Raw genomic sequence first — 17,640 nt, 5'->3', positions numbered from 1 at the left:
GAGGAACATATGATGAAAAAAGTCTTAATTGCAAATCGTGGGGAGATCGCGGTTCGTATTATTCGTGCGTGTAAAGAGTTGAATATTGAAACGGTTGCGGTTTATTCGGAAGCTGACCGTGAGGCTTTACACGTTCAAATGGCGGATGAATCTTATTGTATCGGCCCTAAACAATCGAAAGATAGTTACTTAAACTTTAGCAATATTATTAGTGTAGCTAATTTAACAGGGTGTGATGGTATACATCCTGGGTATGGTTTCTTAGCTGAAAATGCTAGTTTCGCCGAGTTATGTGAACAATGCAACATTACATTCATTGGCCCAACTTCTGATGCAATTTCAAAAATGGGTACAAAAGACGTGGCACGCGAAACGATGCGTAAAGCAGGTGTACCAGTTGTTCCTGGTTCCACTGGGATTGTTGCAGACGAAAAAGAAGGTTTAGAAATCGCTCGTGAAATTGGATTCCCTGTCATCATTAAGGCTACTGCTGGTGGTGGTGGTAAAGGGATTCGTGTTGCCCGAACTGAAGAAGAACTTGTTAAAGGCATTCAAATTACTCAAAAAGAGGCAGCTGCAGCATTTGGCAATCCTGGAGTATATCTTGAAAAGTTTATTGAAATTTTCCGCCATGTTGAGATTCAAGTGCTTGCAGATAGTCATGGCAATGCCATTCATCTCGGTGAGCGGGATTGTTCAATTCAACGTCGCATGCAAAAACTTGTAGAAGAAGCTCCTTCTCCAGCACTTTCACCTGAGATTCGAAAACAAATGGGAGATGCAGCGGTTAAAGCAGCGCTTGCTGTAAACTATCGCAGTGCAGGAACAGTAGAATTTATCTTTGATCATATCAATCAAAAATTCTACTTTATGGAGATGAATACTCGAATTCAAGTTGAACACCCTGTTACAGAAATGGTAACGGGTATTGACTTAATCCAACAGCAATTAAAAGTTGCAAATGGTGAGAAATTAGCCTATACACAAGATGATGTGCAAATAAAAGGGTGGGCGATTGAATGCCGCATAAATGCGGAAAACCCGTCCAAAAACTTCATGCCATCAGCGGGTAAAGTCGAAATGTATTTAGCACCGGGTGGATATGGTGTGCGTGTGGATTCTGCTATGTATTCTGGTTATAGCATTCCACCTTACTATGATTCAATGGTCGCGAAATTAATTACATTTGCAGATACTCGTGAAGAAGCAGTTGCTAAAATGAAGCGTGCACTTAGCGAATTTGTGGTTGAGGGTGTGCATACAACGATTCCTTTCCATGCAAAATTAATGGATCATGAAGTATTTAAATCCGGTGATTTTGATACGAAGTTTCTAGAGAAATACGACGTAATGAATTCCTAAGAAAGGATGAATAGTAAATGGCTGAAAAAACAACAACTACGGCATATGTACAAATGTCTCCTTCAGGTAAAGAAGATTTAGGGAATATTGAAGTTGCACCCGAAGTATTAGAAGTAATTGCAGGAATTGCAACTACTGATGTTAAGGGAATTGCCGGTACGCGTGGTAGTTTCGTTTCTGGAGTGGCAGAACGCTTTGGTAAAAAAGTGCACGGTAAAGGCATTAAAACTGAATTAACAGATGAAGGTCTGTTTGTTGAAATTTATTGTACGGTCAAATATGGTTCATCCATTCCAACAGTGGCAAAAGAAGTTCAGAATCAAGTGCGCCAAGCAATTCTTAATATGACATCTCTTGAAACTAAAGAAGTAAATGTCCATATTACAGGCGTTCAATTTGAACAGCCAAAAGAATCAACAATTGAATAACCCCTCACATCGTTCGGTACATCCGAACGATGTTTTTTTCTGAACATTCGAACTTCCATTGGAAAGTGTCTTGTAGGTACAAAATATGCTATGATGTGTTCGAATGCATATAAAAGGAGACTGTCCCATGAAACGTAGAGAAGCTCGTGAAAAAGCGTTGCAAACTTTGTTTCAGTTAGAAAACACACAGTTAACAATAGAAGAAGCAATGAGCCATGTACTTGATGGCAATCATGATGCTTTCTATGAAAAACTCGTTCGTGGTACGACTGAACAATTAACGCAAATAGATGAATCGTTAAAAACGAAATTGGAAAATTGGTCTTTAGATCGTTTACCAAAAATTGAACGCACAGTATTACGTTTAGCTGTTTATGAATTGTTATTTATGCAAGATGCACCTTCAAGAGTTGTCATGAATGAAGCAATAGAATTATGTAAAACTTTTGGAGATGAAAAATCAAGTAAATTTGTCAATGGAGTTTTATCCAAGTATACAACCGAATCTGAATCTTCTAGCTGAAAACAGGGGGAATTGGTATGCCAAGTGCACTAATAAACGGTAAAGAAATTGGACAATCGATACGTAATGACTTAACAAAACGAATTGAATACTTAAATGAGCAAGGTATTTCCCCAGGATTAGCCGTCATTTTAGTTGGTGACAATGCGGCTTCTAAAGTTTATGTTTCAAATAAACAAAAAACGTGCGAAGAACTTGGCATTTATTCACAGTTAATTACGTTTGATGCGAATTTAAGTGAGCATGAATTAATCACTACGATTGAATCGTTAAATGCAGATCCAGCGATAGACGGTATTTTAGTGCAATTGCCTTTACCTAAACAGATTGATGAATCAAACGTACTTTCTGCAATTTTACCATCAAAAGATGTGGATGGCTTTCATCCAATTAATATAGGGAAAATGATGCTTGGTCAAGATACATTTCTTCCTTGTACCCCGTATGGCGTAATGAAACTTTTGGAATACTCCGAAGTCGAACTTTCAGGTAAGCATGCGGTTGTCATTGGACGTAGCCATATCGTCGGTAAACCAATGGGACAGTTATTATTGCAAAAAGATGCAACCGTGACGTATGTGCATTCTAAAACGCCAAACCTCAAAGAAATTACACTCCAAGCAGATGTCTTAGTTGTTGCTGTAGGTAAAGCAAAATTAATTACAAGTGACTATATAAAAGATGGAGCTGTCGTCATCGATGTCGGAATGAATCGCGATGAAAACAATCGCTTATGTGGTGACGTAGACTTTGAGTCAGTAAAAGAAAAAGCATCTTACATAACGCCTGTTCCAGGTGGAGTTGGCCCAATGACCATTACGATGTTAATGGAAAATACTGTACAATCAGCAGAAAATGAATTGCGTCAAGACAAAAGAAGCGAAAACAGGTAAAATAGAGAGAAGAAGCTGTTTTTCTTTTAGAAAGACAGCTTTTCTATTTCTTCGTCGTGAGGAGTTTGAAAACACGTGACGTCAACTTCATATTTAACAGTTAAAGCATTAACGAAATATATAAAAAGAAAATTTGATGCCGATCCCCATTTACGTAATGTTTATGTCAAAGGGGAACTTTCGAATGTCAAAATACATACGAGTGGTCATATCTATTTCACGATTAAAGATGAACAAACAAGAATGCCAGCTGTTATGTTTGCTGCACAAGCCAAGAAGCTGAAATTCATACCCGAAAGTGGCATGAATGTTCTTTTGCAAGGCGATGTAAACGTTTATGAAGGATCTGGCCAATATCAATTATATGCTCAAGCCATGCAACCCGATGGAATCGGAGAACTTTTTATTGCATTTGAACAATTGAAGGAAAAGTTGGCCAATGAAGGACTTTTTCATCCTGCTAGAAAAAAACAGATTCCTAAGTTCCCACAAAAGATTGCCGTCATTACCGCCACCACTGGAGCAGCAATTCGAGATATCGTAACGACTCTTAGTCGTCGATATCCATTGGCAGAAGTGTTGATATTCCCTGCACTTGTACAAGGAGCAGGAGCAGCACCTAGTATTGTGCAAGCTCTTAAACGTGCCCATTCTCATCCGAATATTGATGTATGTATTGTTGGTAGAGGTGGCGGTTCGATCGAAGATCTATGGGCTTTCAATGAAGAAATAGTGGCAAGGGAAATCGCAAATAGTAGCATTCCTATCATCAGTGCAGTTGGTCATGAAACAGACACTACAATCGCTGATTATGTGTCTGATTTGCGCGCTCCAACACCTACAGCTGCAGCTGAACTTGCCGTCCCAAATCAACTTGAATTACTTGAACGAATTGCGAATAGGAAATCACAAATCGTGTCGATAGTCACTTCGAATCTGACTCATGAACGAAAAAGATTATCTCGTGTCGTCTCTGCCTATCCACTAGCATATCCAGAAAGATTGTACCGACCTTTTGTTGAAAAATTGACTCGACTTTCAGAACAATTTGAGAAAAGTGGACGGTCCATTGTCAATCAAAAACAAGATCATTTGAAGCAGCAAAACATGCGGTTATCCCTACATAACCCACATCGAATGGTTCAACAACATCAAAAAGATATTTATGCATACCAAAATCGTCTGCATGTAGCAACTCAAAAAAACGTTCAAAGTAAGGGTCGTTCATTTACAAGTATGATTCAATTACTTGAAGCATTAAATCCGTTGAAAATTATGGACCGTGGATACAGCATCACGTACCAAAACGAGCAAGTGGTCAAATCAATCAAAGATGTTGATGTAAAGAAACCTCTAAAAATCAAATTACAAGATGGAGTCTTACTTGCCTCTATAGACTCTGTACACAAACAGTCTAAAGGAGAATCATCATGACAAAGAAACCTGTAACTTTTGATCAAGCGATTCAACAACTTGAAGAAATTGTTCGAAAGCTCGAACAAGGGGATGTACCACTAGAAGACGCTATTTCACTTTATAAAAATGGCATGGAATTATCGTCAGTTTGTCACGACAAATTGCAACATGCTGAAAAGCAACTAATTTCTATCATTGACGACAATGGAGAAAAGGTTCCATTTAACACTAGTGAAAAAGAGGATGCATCAAAATGACCATATTACAGAGTTTTACAGAGAAACATGTTTTGAAAATTGATGGGAAACTTTCTGAACTCATACAGTCAATTGAAGCACCGGCTATATTAAAAGAAGCGATGAATTATTCGCTAATTGCAGGTGGTAAACGAGTACGACCGTTATTTTTACTTGCCGTATTGGATCTGTTAGAGGTGAAACACCCAGAATCATTTACAGTTGGATCAGTGATTGAAATGATTCATACGTATTCCCTTATTCATGATGATCTACCTGCTATGGACAATGATGATTATCGTCGTGGCCAATTAACAAACCACAAAGTGTTTGGTGAAGCATTAGCAATCTTAGCAGGAGACGGCTTGCTAACATTTAGTTTTGGCGTACTCGCTAGATTAGAGGACGTACCAGCAGAACAGAAACTGGAACTCATCAATCTTTTGAGTAGTGCAGCTGGAGCTGAAGGAATGGTTGGGGGACAAGTTCTCGACATTGAAAGTGAACGGAAAATTGTAACGGTTGATGAATTGGAATTGATCCATTTAAATAAAACGGGTGCATTGTTAACATTTAGCATTGAAGCTGGTGCTATTCTTTCTTCAGCAGATTCAAAGACACGGAAAGCATTAAAGGAGTTCGGTTATCACATTGGTCTTGCATTTCAAATACAAGACGACATATTGGATATTGAAGGCACCACTGAAACACTTGGAAAAACAGCTGGGAAAGATGTTGCAAGTGAAAAAAATACTTATCCTGCACTGTTGACACTCGAAGGTGCAAAAAACAAGAAAGAATGGCATTATAATCAAGCAGTTAAGTCACTCAGATACATATCAAGTGAACCTGTATTATTGGATGAACTGGCAGCTTATATTGTTAATCGAAACAAATAGTATGTAGGTTAATATTTGTACATTCCATTGACATTGATATAATGAAAGATAATGAATTCAAATAGCAAGTAATGTGTAAAGGTGTGTGATGTCGATGGATTTAAATTCAATTACAAGTCCATCCTTTATTAAAGATTTATCACAGGGTGAATTATTACAATTAAGTGAAGATATACGTGCGTTTCTAATTGAAAAATTATCGGTCACAGGTGGACATATTGGTCCAAACCTAGGCGTGGTCGAATTAACAGTAGCTCTTCACCGTATTTTTAATAGTCCTGATGATAAGTTTATTTGGGATGTGGGACATCAAGCATATGTCCATAAAATATTAACTGGACGAGCAAATCAGTTTGATACACTCCGTCAATATAAAGGGTTATGTGGATTTCCTAAAAGAATCGAAAGCGAACATGATGTTTGGGAGACCGGACATAGTTCTACTTCGCTGTCAGCAGCAATGGGTATGGCCGCAGCAAGAGATATAAAAAATGATAAGAACCACATCATTCCAATTATTGGCGATGGTGCATTAACAGGTGGTATGGCACTCGAAGCGTTAAATCATATCGGTCATGAAAAAACAGATATGATTGTCATACTAAATGATAATGAAATGTCAATTGCACCAAACGTCGGTGCACTTCACAACATTTTAGGTAAACTGCGAACTGCAGGAAAATACAATAAAGCAAAAGAAGAACTTGAATACCTATTGAAAAAAATCCCGGCAGTCGGCGGGAAATTAGCAGCAACTGCCGAACGAGTAAAAGATAGTTTGAAATATTTGCTTGTATCCGGAGTGTTTTTCGAAGAGCTCGGCTTCACGTATTTAGGCCCTATTGATGGACATAATTACGACTCCCTCCAAGAAACATTAATATATGCCAAAAAGATGAAGGGACCTGTATTGGTTCATGTCTTAACGAAAAAAGGTAAGGGATATAGTCCTGCCGAACAAGATAAAATTGGCACATGGCATGGTACTGGTCCATATAAAATGGAAACCGGAGCTTTTGTAAAGTCATCAACTAAGGCCCCATCATGGAGTGGTTTAGTTGCTGAAACTGTGCGTACACTTGCTCGTGAAGATGAGCGTATTGTGGCAATAACGCCTGCAATGCCTGTTGGGTCTAAACTAGAAGGTTTTGCTACAGAATTTCCAAGTCGTATGTTTGACGTAGGGATTGCCGAACAGCACGCTACTACAATGGCAGCTGGACTTGCTACACAAGGAATGAAACCGTTCTTAGCGATTTACTCTACTTTCTTGCAACGTGCATATGATCAAGTTGTCCACGATATTTGCCGACAAAACTTAAATGTCTTTATTGGAATTGATCGTGCTGGTCTGGTTGGTGCAGATGGCGAAACACATCAAGGTGTGTTTGATATTGCATTTTTACGTCACTTGCCAAACATGGTCCTAATGATGCCAAAAGATGAAAATGAAGGTCAACATATGGTGAAAACAGCGATTGAATATAACGATGGCCCGATTGCATTACGCTATCCAAGAGGTAATGGTCTTGGAGTACCGATGGATTCGGAACTGCACACCATTCCAATTGGTTCTTGGGAAGTGCTCCGAAAAGGAACGGATGCTGCTATATTAACTTTTGGAACAACCATTCCAATGGCTATTGAAGCAGCTGAGCGACTTGCGAAGCAAGGCATTCAAGCTGAGGTAATCAACGCCCGCTTTATTAAACCGCTTGACGAAGAAATGCTTCATCAACTGGTTAACCGTAATCTTCCACTATTTACAGTTGAAGAAGCGGTATTGCAAGGTGGATTTGGTAGCAGCGTACTCGAATTTATGCAAGATCATGACTATACGGGAATTACAGTCAATCGAATGGGAATCCCTGATCATTTTATTGAACATGGAAGTGTTGATGAGTTGTTGGATGAAATTCATTTAAATGCAGATGAATTATTCTTGAGAATCCAAAAAAAGATGACTAAAATCGGTCAGGCTGGTACACACGTATTATGACAAAAACGCCAAAAGAAAGAGTCGATGTTTTACTTGTAGAACGTGGACTTTGTGAAACGCGAGAAAAGGCAAAACGATCTATTATGGCTGGTATCGTTTATACAAATGAACTTCGTTTAGACAAGCCTGGTGAAAAAATCCCGATCGATGTCCCTTTACAAGTGAAAGGGAAGGAAATGCCATATGTAAGTCGTGGTGGCCTTAAACTTGAGAAGGCTTTAAATTATTTCCAGGTGGATGTAAAAGATAAGTTGATGCTTGATATTGGCGCATCAACTGGAGGATTCACAGATTGTGCACTTCAAAATGGGGCTCGCCATTGTTACGCATTGGATGTCGGTTCCAATCAACTGGCATGGAAAATTCGTCAAGATGAAAGAGTGACCGTGATGGAAAAGACAAACTTCCGTTATGTCACAGTTGCCGATTTATCTGAAGGTTTACCTGAATTTGCGACCATTGATGTGTCCTTTATTTCCTTAAAACTTATTTTACCTGTGTTAAAAACATTACTAGTACCTGGTAGTCATGTAATAGCACTTGTGAAACCTCAGTTCGAAGCAGGAAAAGACAATGTGGGTAAAAAAGGTGTGGTGCGTGATGCGAAAGTTCATATCAAGGTATTGGACACCATTGCGAAATTTGCACAACAAGAAGGCTTTACCCTGCAAAATGCATCTTTTTCTCCTATAACTGGTGGAGAAGGGAATATCGAATTTTTATTCCACTTAACCGCAACAGATGTGAATGAAACAACTTTTGGAGAAGAACAATTAAAACAAATTGTGCTCGATGCACATCAGCAATTAACATGATGGCGGCCCACAGTGTGGGTCGTTTTTTTGAAATTCCAGAAAGTATAAAATGGGGACTACTACGAATCCAGTGTTTAAAACTTCTCCCCACCTTAAATAGAGGACACTGAAGAAAATCACAATTATAGACTGAACTAAGTATTCCTTATAATAATGTTTCTGCGTTTTATGGATGCCTCCCGCAATAAGCCATGCTACCACTTGAAATGCGCCTACGCTGGTTATGCCTAGTCATATTGATTAACATCTAAGTTTTTCTCATCTAGCTCCAAACACCAGCACGCACCTAAGTTTCAGTCCCTCATGCGAAACCAGGCTTCGATTCGGTCTGCTAGCACTGGTGTCGGGCTAGAGAGTGCTTTGCGCTTTTTTTATTGTGCGGATAGACTGTAGGTGGTACGATATGAATAATTAAGTATAATTATTCAGTATTAGGAGTGGCAAAATGAACAAAGGTCAACGACATATACGAATTCGTGATATTATCGCTAATCATGAAATTGAAACACAAGATGATTTAGTCGATATCCTAAAAAATGCAGGATATAATGTAACTCAAGCAACTGTTTCTCGAGATATTAAAGAGTTACATTTGGTCAAAGTTCCCTTACAAAATGGAAACTATAAATATAGCTTACCTGCTGATCAACGTTTTAACCCCATGCAAAAATTACATCGAGCTTTAACAGATGCTTTTGTAAGCATTGATGGTGCTAGTCATTTTTTAATCATGAAAACTTTACCTGGTAATGCACATGCCATTGGTTCATTAATTGATCACTTGGATTGGAAAGAAATACTAGGTACAATTTGCGGTGATGATACGTGTTTAATCATTTGTAAAGACACAACCGAACGAGAAATCATAAAAACACGTCTACTCGAAATGCTTTAAAAGAGGTGATACTTTGTGCTGAAAGAATTATCCATTAAAAACTTTGCCATTATAGAAGAAGTGTCAGTAAGCTTTTCGGATGGACTAACAGTATTAACCGGAGAAACAGGTGCTGGTAAATCCATTATTATTGATGCTGTGCATTTACTGGCAGGTGGAAGAGGTTCACAAGAATTTATTCGACATGGAGCTAAAAAAGCAGAATTGGAAGGGTTGTTCTTCATACAAGATGCCCAGCATCCCGTGTTCCAAAAACTCTTAGATGTAGGCATTGATGCGGATGATGACTCAATAATTCTGCGAAGGGACATAAATGATCACGGGAAAAGTGTTTGCCGTGTTAATGGCAAACTTGTAACCATTGCCATTTTAAGAGAAATTGGTGGTTCTTTGATTGATATCCATGGCCAACATGAAAGCCAAGAATTAATGGATGATCGATTACATATATCTTTGTTAGATCAATTTGCTGGTCACAAGTTACATCGAGCCAAAGAAAGTTATTTTGGTCTTTTTGGCAAATACAGTAAGCTAAAAAGGGAACTGGCAAAAGTGAGTGATAATGAACAGCAAATCGCACAAAGAATCGATTTGTATCAATATCAAATTAATGAGATTGATTCAACAAACTTAATTGAAGGAGAAGATGAAGAACTTCAATTAGAACGGAAGAAATTCCAGAATTTCCATAAAACGTTTGAACGGCTTTCTGCAGCTCATGAAGCATTAAATGGGGAGTCCAAAGGATTAGATTGGATTGGCAATGCAATGAGTGAACTTGAAGATATTGCATCGTTTGATGACACATATAAAGATCATGCTGAACTAATGTCGAATTCATTTTATTCATTACAAGAATTATCATACCAACTAAAAAGTGTAATGGACGAATCGGAATTTGATGAAGAGCGTTTAAACGTCATTGAAGAAAGACTGGCATCCATTCAATTATTAAAACGTAAATACGGAAATTCAATCGAAGAAATTCTGTTATTCCGCGAAAAAATTGGTGATGAATTGGATGGGCTTGTAAATCGTGAAGAACGTATTCAACAACGACAAAAAGCACTCGATCAAGTTGAAAAAGATTTAGAAATTGAAGCAAAAGAATTAACAATTTATCGAAAAAAAGCTGCAAAAAAATTAAGCGAAGCAATCGTCATTCAGTTGCGTGAATTGTTTATGGCTAAAGCCACGTTCGAAGTGGTTTTTAAAGAATCTGCGATGTATGATAAAAATGGAAAAGACGATGTATCCTTTTATATGTCGACAAATGTGGGTGAGCCAGCAAAATCTATATCTAAGATTGCTTCAGGTGGAGAATTGTCTCGAATGATGCTTGCACTTAAAAGTATTTTTTCTAAGCATCAAGGCATTACTTCCATTATTTTTGACGAAGTGGATACAGGTGTTAGTGGACGAGTTGCACAAGCGATTGCTGAAAAAATCGCCAATATTTCACGTTCTTCCCAAGTTTTATGTATCACACATTTACCGCAAGTGGCTGCGATGGCAGATCAACAATTATTGATTGAAAAAGAAGTCATGGGTAAACGAACAAAGACGAAACTTACTGAAGTAACTGGTGATGAGCGAGTACAAGAAGTGAGTCGTATGATGTCAGGTGCAGAAATAACGACATTAACCTTACAACATGCAACTGAATTACTATCAATTGCTGAACAACGAAAAAAAATATTTCATGTATGAAATCGTCAAGCACTGCTGTAATAGGCATGTGCTTTTTATTTCGAAAATTTACCTTTCATAACAAAACCAATGAAACACATAGTAAGTGTATCCTGATAAATGGAGGTGAAATATGCGATGTGTAGCAAATAAAAAGTTTGTTGCTATCCTTTTGGGTCTGATGGTTGTCTTTCCAACCCATTCTTGGGCAGAAAAAAATACGGATGCTTTAGTTCCACTTGGTAATTCCATTGGTGTGCAATTAAAATTAGACAAACCAACATTTGTACATGATGTATTAATTGATGATAAATGGTGGTTTAAAAATGGTGATCAAATTGTATCATTAGATGAAAAGCCGATTGCATCTATTGCTGATTGGAAAGAAAACAGCAAAGAAACAAAAGAGAAAAAAGTATCAGTTGAATTTTTACGTGAAAATAAACGTCAAGCGGTATTAGTATCAACAGAACAATTAGAAAGTATGCTTCCTTTTATTCGTGATCATACAGAAGGAATCGGAACAATAACTTACGTCAACCCAAAAACCAAAGAATATGGTGCATTGGGACATCAAATTATTGATCATCAAATTTCACAAACACCCCCATTTTTAGGTGGAACCATATATTTATCTGAAATTGCAAGGATTCATAAAAGTATCCCTGGAAGTCCTGGTTATAAAATAGCCAAACAAACATCAATGAATTTACGTGCAGGCAGTGTCAAAGCAAATACTGTGTATGGTGTATTTGGGAAACTGAATGATTCTCCTATACAAAGCAAAGATGCGATTCCTGTGCTTAAAGCAAGCAACATAAAAAAAGGGAAAGCTGAGTTATATACAGCCATTGAAGGAAATGATGTGCGACCATTTCAAATTGACATTATTAAAGTGGAAGAAACCACTTTTGAATTTATTGTAACTGATGAAGAATTAATTGAAAAAACGGGCGGAATTCTACAAGGGATGAGTGGAAGCCCGATTATTCAAAACGGTAAATTTGCTGGTGCCATTACGCATATGGTGGTTGACAATCCTGTAAAAGGTGCTGCCATCTCCATTCAAGAAATGATTAAGCAACGACCATAAAATTTTATATAACCACACTTGAAAAAGTGTGGTATTTTTTTATATTTCTGATAATATATACATAACGATAATTCGACAAAATTGCGGTAATCCTTACTATTCGTCGAAATTACTCTAAATATTCCAACTCTTGACTCATTTTTCAATACAATAAAGGATTTGATACAAAAATGTCGAAATAAGCTTGCAGTGTGAAATTGGGAGAATGTACCGAATTAACAAACATCCATGTTCGCAGGATCAGATTTAAGGGGGAATACCAGTGGAAAAAATTAAAGTTGCCATTGCAGACGATAACAAAGAATTAGTGAAAACGCTCGAAACTTATTTATCAAATCATCCACAAATTGACGTCATTACAACAGCACCAAACGGCAAGGTAATCCTTAGTCAGCTAGAAAATGACATACCAGATGTATTGTTACTTGATATTATTATGCCTCACTTAGATGGGCTTGCAGTACTAGAGATGTTACAGGCGAATGAGAAATTATCAAAAATCCAAGTAATCATGTTAACAGCTTTTGGTCAAGAAGATGTCATGAAACAAGCTGTGGAACTTGGTGCTTCATACTTCATGCTAAAACCATTCGAGTTTGATCGGTTAGTGAATCAGATTCTACAGGTAGCGGGACACAAGCAAGAAACATCGGGACGGACAAGTGTTTTACAAAGTCAGCCACAACCAAAGGTAAATCAAAAAATAATCGATACAACCATTACCGCAGCAATAAAAGAAATTGGAGTTCCTGCACATATTAAAGGTTATTCCTATTTACGCGAAGCCATTCACATGGTCTATGATGACATCGAATTATTAGGGTCAATTACGAAAGTATTATACCCTGAAATTGCAACGAAGTTTAATACCACTTCTTCACGTGTTGAACGGGCAATCCGTCATGCGATCGAAGTTGCATGGAACAGAGGAAACTACGAATCTATTTCGAAGACATTTGGCTATACGGTCCATCACTTAAAGAGTAAACCAACGAATTCGGAGTTCATTGCCATGATTGCTGATAAAATCCGATTGGAAAATATGGCGAGTTAATATTGGTGTGACTTTTATATTATCCTGATTCCTTGCCTTATATTGACATTATAAAAACCAATGAATATATATTCGTTGGTTTTTTGTGTTTTATGTAAAAAGAGAGTGTATTTTGGATCGGCGCTTTCCCTGCCGCAACGGCGTGAAGTCTATGACCAACAAGACCAAAGGATTTTATATACTTATTGGTTTTCATTCGATTGTTGGAATGGTTTTAAGTATGTGACTCATCCTATCTAAAAGGAGATGAGATCAAATTATGCGAAAGACAGTTTTTGTGCTTGGAATTATGCTTGCATTTAATTCAGTACCAATACATCACTCAATTAGTGCACATGCTCAACAAGAAATCCCGACCTACGCTAAATGGGGAAATCTTGCAATGAAAGAAACACAATCAAAATATCCCAATGTAAGTATTATTGACTACCTATATGAAGGAAGCGAGGTCAAAGGGGATTCAACAATTCAAAAGTTCAAGTTATGGTTAAAAGATGGTGACAAGGAATTCGGTGTTTTTGTAAGAATCGAATACACGACCGAAACGGAAAAAGTGGTTAATATCGAATTCGAAGAAACATCTAGATAAGCTTTCTAGATAAAGGTCAAATACATTCAATCTGTTCATAAGAAAATCAAGCTTTATTTTAATGCGCATTTTCTTGACTTCTTAATTCAAAAAAGATTAAGGAGTCAAGCATTTTTTTATCTCAGCTGTTTGTCTGTTGTCCAATAAACGATATAATCAAAATCACAAGTGAAAGTCCCGTTAATTTAATCAGCTTTAAACCTTTCGATTTTTCTTTTTTTACATAGGACATTAGTGCGCGTATTCCAAAAGCAAAAAATGCGATGAATGATATAAGTGATAAAATTAAAAATAAATTGTCCATTACAAACCTCCTCCTACATTAATTAAGTCTTAATGATACACTAGAAATTATGGATTTTGGGTTTTTTTATCTAACCACCCTCAATATGCACTACCCATTATTATTTTGGCTATGTTAAAGAATGCTGTTGTTGTTGAATAAAAACAAGAGAGGGCATATGAGTCTTCCATATACCCCGATTATTCCGCTACATTTTATACCCAGTTCAAATGAAAAGGATGCATATATTGAAGGAGAGAGGGTAAATAACAAATATACATATAAATGAGGTGTTAAACGAAAATGATAAGAGTTCCGATATATGCACATCGAGGAGCTTCTGCGTATGAGGTTGAAAATTCGTCTGAAGCCTTTTATAAAGCGATTGAATTGGGAGCAGATGGGTTGGAAATCGATTTGCAATTAACTAAAGATCTAGTGCCGATTGTCACACATGACCCTGATTTTTGGAGGTTGGGAAGAAATAGAAGAAGTGTTTCATCGATGTACTACGAAGAGGTGAAAAAGTTAAAGTTAGGCACTTCTTTTTGGAGATTAATAAATGGTAGTACAATACAAAGCTTTGATGAGGTGTTAGCATTCGCAAAAAAAAATGAATTGGCCCTTAATGTGGAGTTAAAAGAAACATTTGTGAATGCTCCTGCAAAAATCGATCAATTGTTTAAAAAATCCTACTCGCAATTGAACATCCATTTTTCTTCATTCCATTATGATGTTTTAGAGAGAATAAAAAAATGTAATCCCATGTTGCAAACCGCTTATATCGGTACTAAAAGAACCAATTGGGAAGAATTAGGTCGATTAAGCGCGGCTGATGCTCTTCATATGCATAAGAGACATTATCATCCAATGAAATTAGATTTAGCTTTCAAATCCAATATGCCTTTGCGTTTTTATGGAATTGACGGAAATGAGAGGTTTTTAGAGAATCCACATCCTGTCGTGTTAGGTTGGATTACAGATTATCCAGATCGAGTTTTATTAAAACAATTACAAAGGGAACCCTGAAGACGTTCTCAGGATTCCTTTTTTTTTACGAATTTGGGTTGTACTTTGCCGTTTTTTCGATCTCTGTTCAGTAAAAATCCTGCAAAAAAACCAATTCCTACTACTACCAAAAGCAATCCAATCAGTAATTGCAGCCACAAATAAGGAATCGGGCCAATAAGTTTACCAAATATTGTATCACGTATAAGTTTAATCCCCCCAGCAGCCATTATGCCGGGAATGAGTAGTACTATAAACGCTAATAATCTTGCCAAATTAATTCAACTCCTCTTACCATCTCTCATTTTACTATCCTCTAAATCATTGTCAAGACTCTCATTTTAAGCTATCATAAAAGTAGAATTTGCAATAGATTGCATATAGTAAGCGAGGAGTTTGAATGTCTTTGCAAAATGTATTAATCATTGGTGGCGGGGTTGGAGGCACAACGATTCTAAGGTTGTTACTTTCCACAGAATTTTTCCACGTACAACGGGTTGTTGATATTGATGAAGACGCCCCTGCTCTACAAATTGCGAAACAATATAGTATTCCTGTAAGTCAGGAGTGGGAACCCTACTTAACAAAAGACTTACATGTGATTTTCGACCTTACCGGGCAAGAAGATGTATTCAGGGACCTGCTAAAAGCTAGACCGGAGCATACAGTACTCATTCCTGGAAGTATCGCAAACATGCTCGTAAGTCTGTTAAATGACAAAGATCAATTTATTCAAATGATTCGAGACGAATCGCATAAACAACAATTTATTTTTAATTCCATTGATGAAGGTATGGTTGGCATCGATTCAAATGGAATGGTTAATTTTTTCAATAAAAGTGCAGAGCGCATGACTGAAGTCTCGGTTAGCGAGGCAAAAGGTCAACATATTTATGAAGTTATTCCTACAAGTGAACTGCCTCGGATTTTTGAAACTGGAAGAACTGAAATAAATCGAGAACTGACTTTAAGTAATGGTACAAAGATTGTCACATCTAGATTTCCGATTATTGATGAAAAGGGTGAGCGAATTGGTGCATTCGCAGTTTTCAAGGATATCACGGAAGTCGTGAATTTAGCAGGTGAAATTACAAATTTAAAAGAAGTTCAAACGATGTTGCAAGCCATTATTCAATCAAGCGATGATGCCATTTCTGTTGTAGACGAAGATGGTAAAGGAATATTAATTAACCCAGCATATACACGAATTACAGGTCTTGAAACAGAGGATATTATCGGGAAACCAGCCACAGCAGATATAAGTGAAGGTGAAAGTATACATCTAAAGGTATTGCAAATGCGTAAACCCATTCGCGGAGTCAATATGCGAGTAGGACCTCTTAAACGAGAAGTTATTGTAAATGTTGCACCAATTATTGTTAATAATCGACTAAAAGGCAGTGTTGGAGTCATTCATGATATCACGGAAATTCGTACACTCATGAAAGATCTAGATCGTGCGCGAAGCATCATTCGGACACTTGAGTCGAAATATACATTTGATGATATTATCGGCAATTCACATGAAATGCAGCTGTCAGTTGAACAAGCAAAATTAGCCGCAAAAACGCCAGTAACTGTATTGTTACGGGGGGAATCGGGCACTGGGAAAGAACTTTTTGCACATGCCATTCATAGTGCAAGTGAGCGAAAGTTCAATAAGTTCATCCGTGTTAATTGTGCAGCTATTGCTGAGCATTTACTTGAAAGTGAACTTTTTGGATATGAAGAAGGTTCTTTTACTGGAGCCAAGCAAGGCGGCAAAAAAGGGTTATTTGAAGTAGCTAACCACGGAAGTATCTTTTTAGATGAAATTGGTGAACTTTCGGGTAACACTCAGGCTAAATTGCTACACGTTCTACAAGAAAATGAAATCATTCGCGTTGGAGGCACAAAACCAATTCCGATTGACGTGCGAGTAATTGCAGCAACAAATATTCATATGGAAAAAGCAATGTTAGAGGGGAAATTTCGAGAAGATCTTTATTATCGTTTGAATCGAATGCCCATTCAAATACCGCCTCTGCGAAATCATAAGCAAGATATTGCTGCGATTGGAGATCGGCTACTTATGAAGCTGAACCAAGAATATGGACGTAATGTTGAAGGAATATCAGAAGTTGCATTACAGCGGCTTCGAAACTATCCATGGCCTGGTAATGTGAGGGAACTTGAGAACATCATTAGTCGAGGGATGATCTTTATGCGCCCAACTGAATCGATTTTAGAAGATCATCATCTCCCATTGTCAATGATGGAAAATCAAGAACCCGAATCAAGTCTACCTGCACAAGAAATATTACCACTTGCTGACCAGATGGACAGAATGGAAAAAGAAATTCTATCTTCTACTTTGAAAAAAGCAAAGGGGAATAAATCTAAGACGGCCAAATATTTAGGAATATCGCTTCGGACATTGTATTACAAATTGGAAAAATATAATCTACAATAACAGTGC

18 protein-coding genes are annotated in these 17,640 nt (G+C 37.4%); 16 read left to right on the top strand and 2 right to left on the bottom strand.

Features of this window, described 5'->3' with window-relative positions:
• The first annotated feature begins 9 nt into the window (after nt 1–9).
• From accC to GY23_RS04845, 14 genes are all read left to right on the top strand, one after another.
• On the top strand, nt 10–1,362 hold the full coding sequence (gene accC / locus GY23_RS04910) for an acetyl-CoA carboxylase biotin carboxylase subunit (RefSeq protein ID WP_075618055.1): 1,353 nt from the start codon (nt 10–12) through the stop codon (nt 1,360–1,362).
• A 17-nt stretch (nt 1,363–1,379) separates the two neighbouring features.
• Nucleotides 1,380–1,790, top strand: a complete 411-nt coding sequence (locus tag GY23_RS04905; protein ID WP_075618054.1) for an Asp23/Gls24 family envelope stress response protein — start codon at nt 1,380–1,382, stop codon at nt 1,788–1,790.
• 127 nt (nt 1,791–1,917) lie between these two features.
• Entirely contained in the window at nt 1,918–2,313 is a 396-nt protein-coding gene (gene nusB / locus GY23_RS04900) for a transcription antitermination factor NusB (RefSeq protein ID WP_075618053.1), read from the top strand.
• 17 nt (nt 2,314–2,330) lie between these two features.
• Entirely contained in the window at nt 2,331–3,206 is an 876-nt protein-coding gene (gene folD, locus GY23_RS04895; protein WP_075618052.1) for a bifunctional methylenetetrahydrofolate dehydrogenase/methenyltetrahydrofolate cyclohydrolase FolD, read from the top strand.
• A gap of 75 nt (nt 3,207–3,281) precedes the next feature.
• Nucleotides 3,282–4,640 (top strand): exodeoxyribonuclease VII large subunit, encoded by a 1,359-nt coding sequence (xseA, locus tag GY23_RS04890; protein ID WP_075618051.1) that lies wholly within the window; start codon nt 3,282–3,284, stop codon nt 4,638–4,640.
• Nucleotides 4,637–4,879: an exodeoxyribonuclease VII small subunit gene (locus GY23_RS04885; RefSeq protein ID WP_075618050.1), complete on the top strand. Its 243-nt coding sequence runs from the start codon at nt 4,637–4,639 to the stop codon at nt 4,877–4,879. Before xseA ends, GY23_RS04885 begins: the two co-directional genes overlap by 4 nt.
• A complete protein-coding gene (locus tag GY23_RS04880) occupies nt 4,876–5,757 on the top strand; it encodes a polyprenyl synthetase family protein (protein WP_075618049.1) in 882 nt (293 codons plus the stop codon). The genes GY23_RS04885 and GY23_RS04880 overlap by 4 nt, the downstream gene beginning before the upstream one ends.
• A 94-nt stretch (nt 5,758–5,851) precedes the next feature.
• Nucleotides 5,852–7,756: a 1-deoxy-D-xylulose-5-phosphate synthase gene (gene dxs / locus GY23_RS04875; RefSeq protein ID WP_075618048.1), complete on the top strand. Its 1,905-nt coding sequence runs from the start codon at nt 5,852–5,854 to the stop codon at nt 7,754–7,756.
• Nucleotides 7,753–8,571 (top strand): TlyA family RNA methyltransferase, encoded by an 819-nt coding sequence (locus GY23_RS04870; protein ID WP_075618047.1) that lies wholly within the window; start codon nt 7,753–7,755, stop codon nt 8,569–8,571. Before dxs ends, GY23_RS04870 begins: the two co-directional genes overlap by 4 nt.
• Before the next feature lie 445 nt (nt 8,572–9,016).
• On the top strand, nt 9,017–9,466 hold the full coding sequence (gene ahrC, locus GY23_RS04865; RefSeq protein ID WP_075618046.1) for a transcriptional regulator AhrC/ArgR: 450 nt from the start codon (nt 9,017–9,019) through the stop codon (nt 9,464–9,466).
• 15 nt (nt 9,467–9,481) lie between these two features.
• Nucleotides 9,482–11,176 carry a DNA repair protein RecN gene (recN, locus tag GY23_RS04860; protein WP_075618045.1) on the top strand — a complete coding sequence of 565 codons (1,695 nt, stop codon included), beginning with the start codon at nt 9,482–9,484 and terminating at the stop codon, nt 11,174–11,176.
• A 112-nt stretch (nt 11,177–11,288) separates the two neighbouring features.
• Nucleotides 11,289–12,248, top strand: coding sequence for a SpoIVB peptidase S55 domain-containing protein (locus GY23_RS04855; protein ID WP_075618044.1), 960 nt, complete (start codon nt 11,289–11,291; stop codon nt 12,246–12,248).
• Between the two features lie 262 nt (nt 12,249–12,510).
• On the top strand, nt 12,511–13,302 hold the full coding sequence (gene spo0A, locus GY23_RS04850) for a sporulation transcription factor Spo0A (RefSeq protein ID WP_075618043.1): 792 nt from the start codon (nt 12,511–12,513) through the stop codon (nt 13,300–13,302).
• A gap of 259 nt (nt 13,303–13,561) precedes the next feature.
• Complete coding sequence (locus GY23_RS04845) at nt 13,562–13,891, top strand: DUF3889 domain-containing protein (protein ID WP_075618042.1); 330 nt, start codon at nt 13,562–13,564, stop codon at nt 13,889–13,891.
• 121 nt (nt 13,892–14,012) lie between these two features.
• Here the strand turns inward: GY23_RS04845 and GY23_RS04840 are convergent, their stop codons facing one another.
• Nucleotides 14,013–14,195, bottom strand: a complete 183-nt coding sequence (locus tag GY23_RS04840; RefSeq protein WP_075618041.1) for a hypothetical protein — start codon at nt 14,193–14,195, stop codon at nt 14,013–14,015.
• Nucleotides 14,196–14,477: 282 nt separating this feature from the next.
• Between GY23_RS04840 and GY23_RS04835 the strand changes: the two genes are divergently transcribed.
• The gene (locus tag GY23_RS04835; RefSeq protein ID WP_075618040.1) at nt 14,478–15,203 is read left to right on the top strand and encodes a glycerophosphodiester phosphodiesterase; all 726 of its coding nucleotides are present in this window, start codon (nt 14,478–14,480) and stop codon (nt 15,201–15,203) included.
• Between the two features lie 8 nt (nt 15,204–15,211).
• On the opposite strand, the gene GY23_RS04830 is transcribed toward GY23_RS04835, so the two are convergent.
• A complete protein-coding gene (locus tag GY23_RS04830; RefSeq protein WP_075618039.1) occupies nt 15,212–15,457 on the bottom strand; it encodes a DUF2627 domain-containing protein in 246 nt (81 codons plus the stop codon).
• A 125-nt stretch (nt 15,458–15,582) separates the two neighbouring features.
• Here GY23_RS04830 and GY23_RS04825 point away from each other — a divergent pair, with 125 nt between their 5' ends.
• Nucleotides 15,583–17,634: a sigma-54 interaction domain-containing protein gene (locus GY23_RS04825; protein ID WP_245827574.1), complete on the top strand. Its 2,052-nt coding sequence runs from the start codon at nt 15,583–15,585 to the stop codon at nt 17,632–17,634.
• Nucleotides 17,635–17,640 lie beyond the last annotated feature (6 nt).

Origin of the sequence: Paenisporosarcina indica (assembly GCF_001939075.1) — a bacterium.
GTDB classification, from domain to species: Bacteria; Bacillota; Bacilli; order Bacillales_A; family Planococcaceae; genus Paenisporosarcina; species Paenisporosarcina indica.
The sequence above is the reverse complement of the archived record's forward strand: the minus strand, read 5'-3'. Positions and strand labels throughout refer to the sequence as shown.

Bases quoted from the DNA above. Each gene is read 5' to 3' on its own strand.
- GY23_RS04845 (WP_075618042.1), top strand. From the start codon at position 13,562: ATGCGAAAGACAGTTTTTGTGCTTGGAATTATGCTTGCATTTAATTCA.
- GY23_RS04825 (WP_245827574.1), top strand. From the start codon at position 15,583: ATGTCTTTGCAAAATGTATTAATCATTGGTGGCGGGGTTGGAGGCACA.
- ahrC (WP_075618046.1), top strand. From the start codon at position 9,017: ATGAACAAAGGTCAACGACATATACGAATTCGTGATATTATCGCTAAT.
- accC (WP_075618055.1), top strand. From the start codon at position 10: ATGATGAAAAAAGTCTTAATTGCAAATCGTGGGGAGATCGCGGTTCGT.
- folD (WP_075618052.1), top strand. From the start codon at position 2,331: ATGCCAAGTGCACTAATAAACGGTAAAGAAATTGGACAATCGATACGT.
- GY23_RS04840 (WP_075618041.1), bottom strand. From the start codon at position 14,195: ATGGACAATTTATTTTTAATTTTATCACTTATATCATTCATCGCATTT.
- GY23_RS04880 (WP_075618049.1), top strand. From the start codon at position 4,876: ATGACCATATTACAGAGTTTTACAGAGAAACATGTTTTGAAAATTGAT.
- GY23_RS04870 (WP_075618047.1), top strand. From the start codon at position 7,753: ATGACAAAAACGCCAAAAGAAAGAGTCGATGTTTTACTTGTAGAACGT.
- GY23_RS04855 (WP_075618044.1), top strand. From the start codon at position 11,289: ATGCGATGTGTAGCAAATAAAAAGTTTGTTGCTATCCTTTTGGGTCTG.
- GY23_RS04885 (WP_075618050.1), top strand. From the start codon at position 4,637: ATGACAAAGAAACCTGTAACTTTTGATCAAGCGATTCAACAACTTGAA.
- GY23_RS04905 (WP_075618054.1), top strand. From the start codon at position 1,380: ATGGCTGAAAAAACAACAACTACGGCATATGTACAAATGTCTCCTTCA.
- nusB (WP_075618053.1), top strand. From the start codon at position 1,918: ATGAAACGTAGAGAAGCTCGTGAAAAAGCGTTGCAAACTTTGTTTCAG.
- GY23_RS04835 (WP_075618040.1), top strand. From the start codon at position 14,478: ATGATAAGAGTTCCGATATATGCACATCGAGGAGCTTCTGCGTATGAG.
- dxs (WP_075618048.1), top strand. From the start codon at position 5,852: ATGGATTTAAATTCAATTACAAGTCCATCCTTTATTAAAGATTTATCA.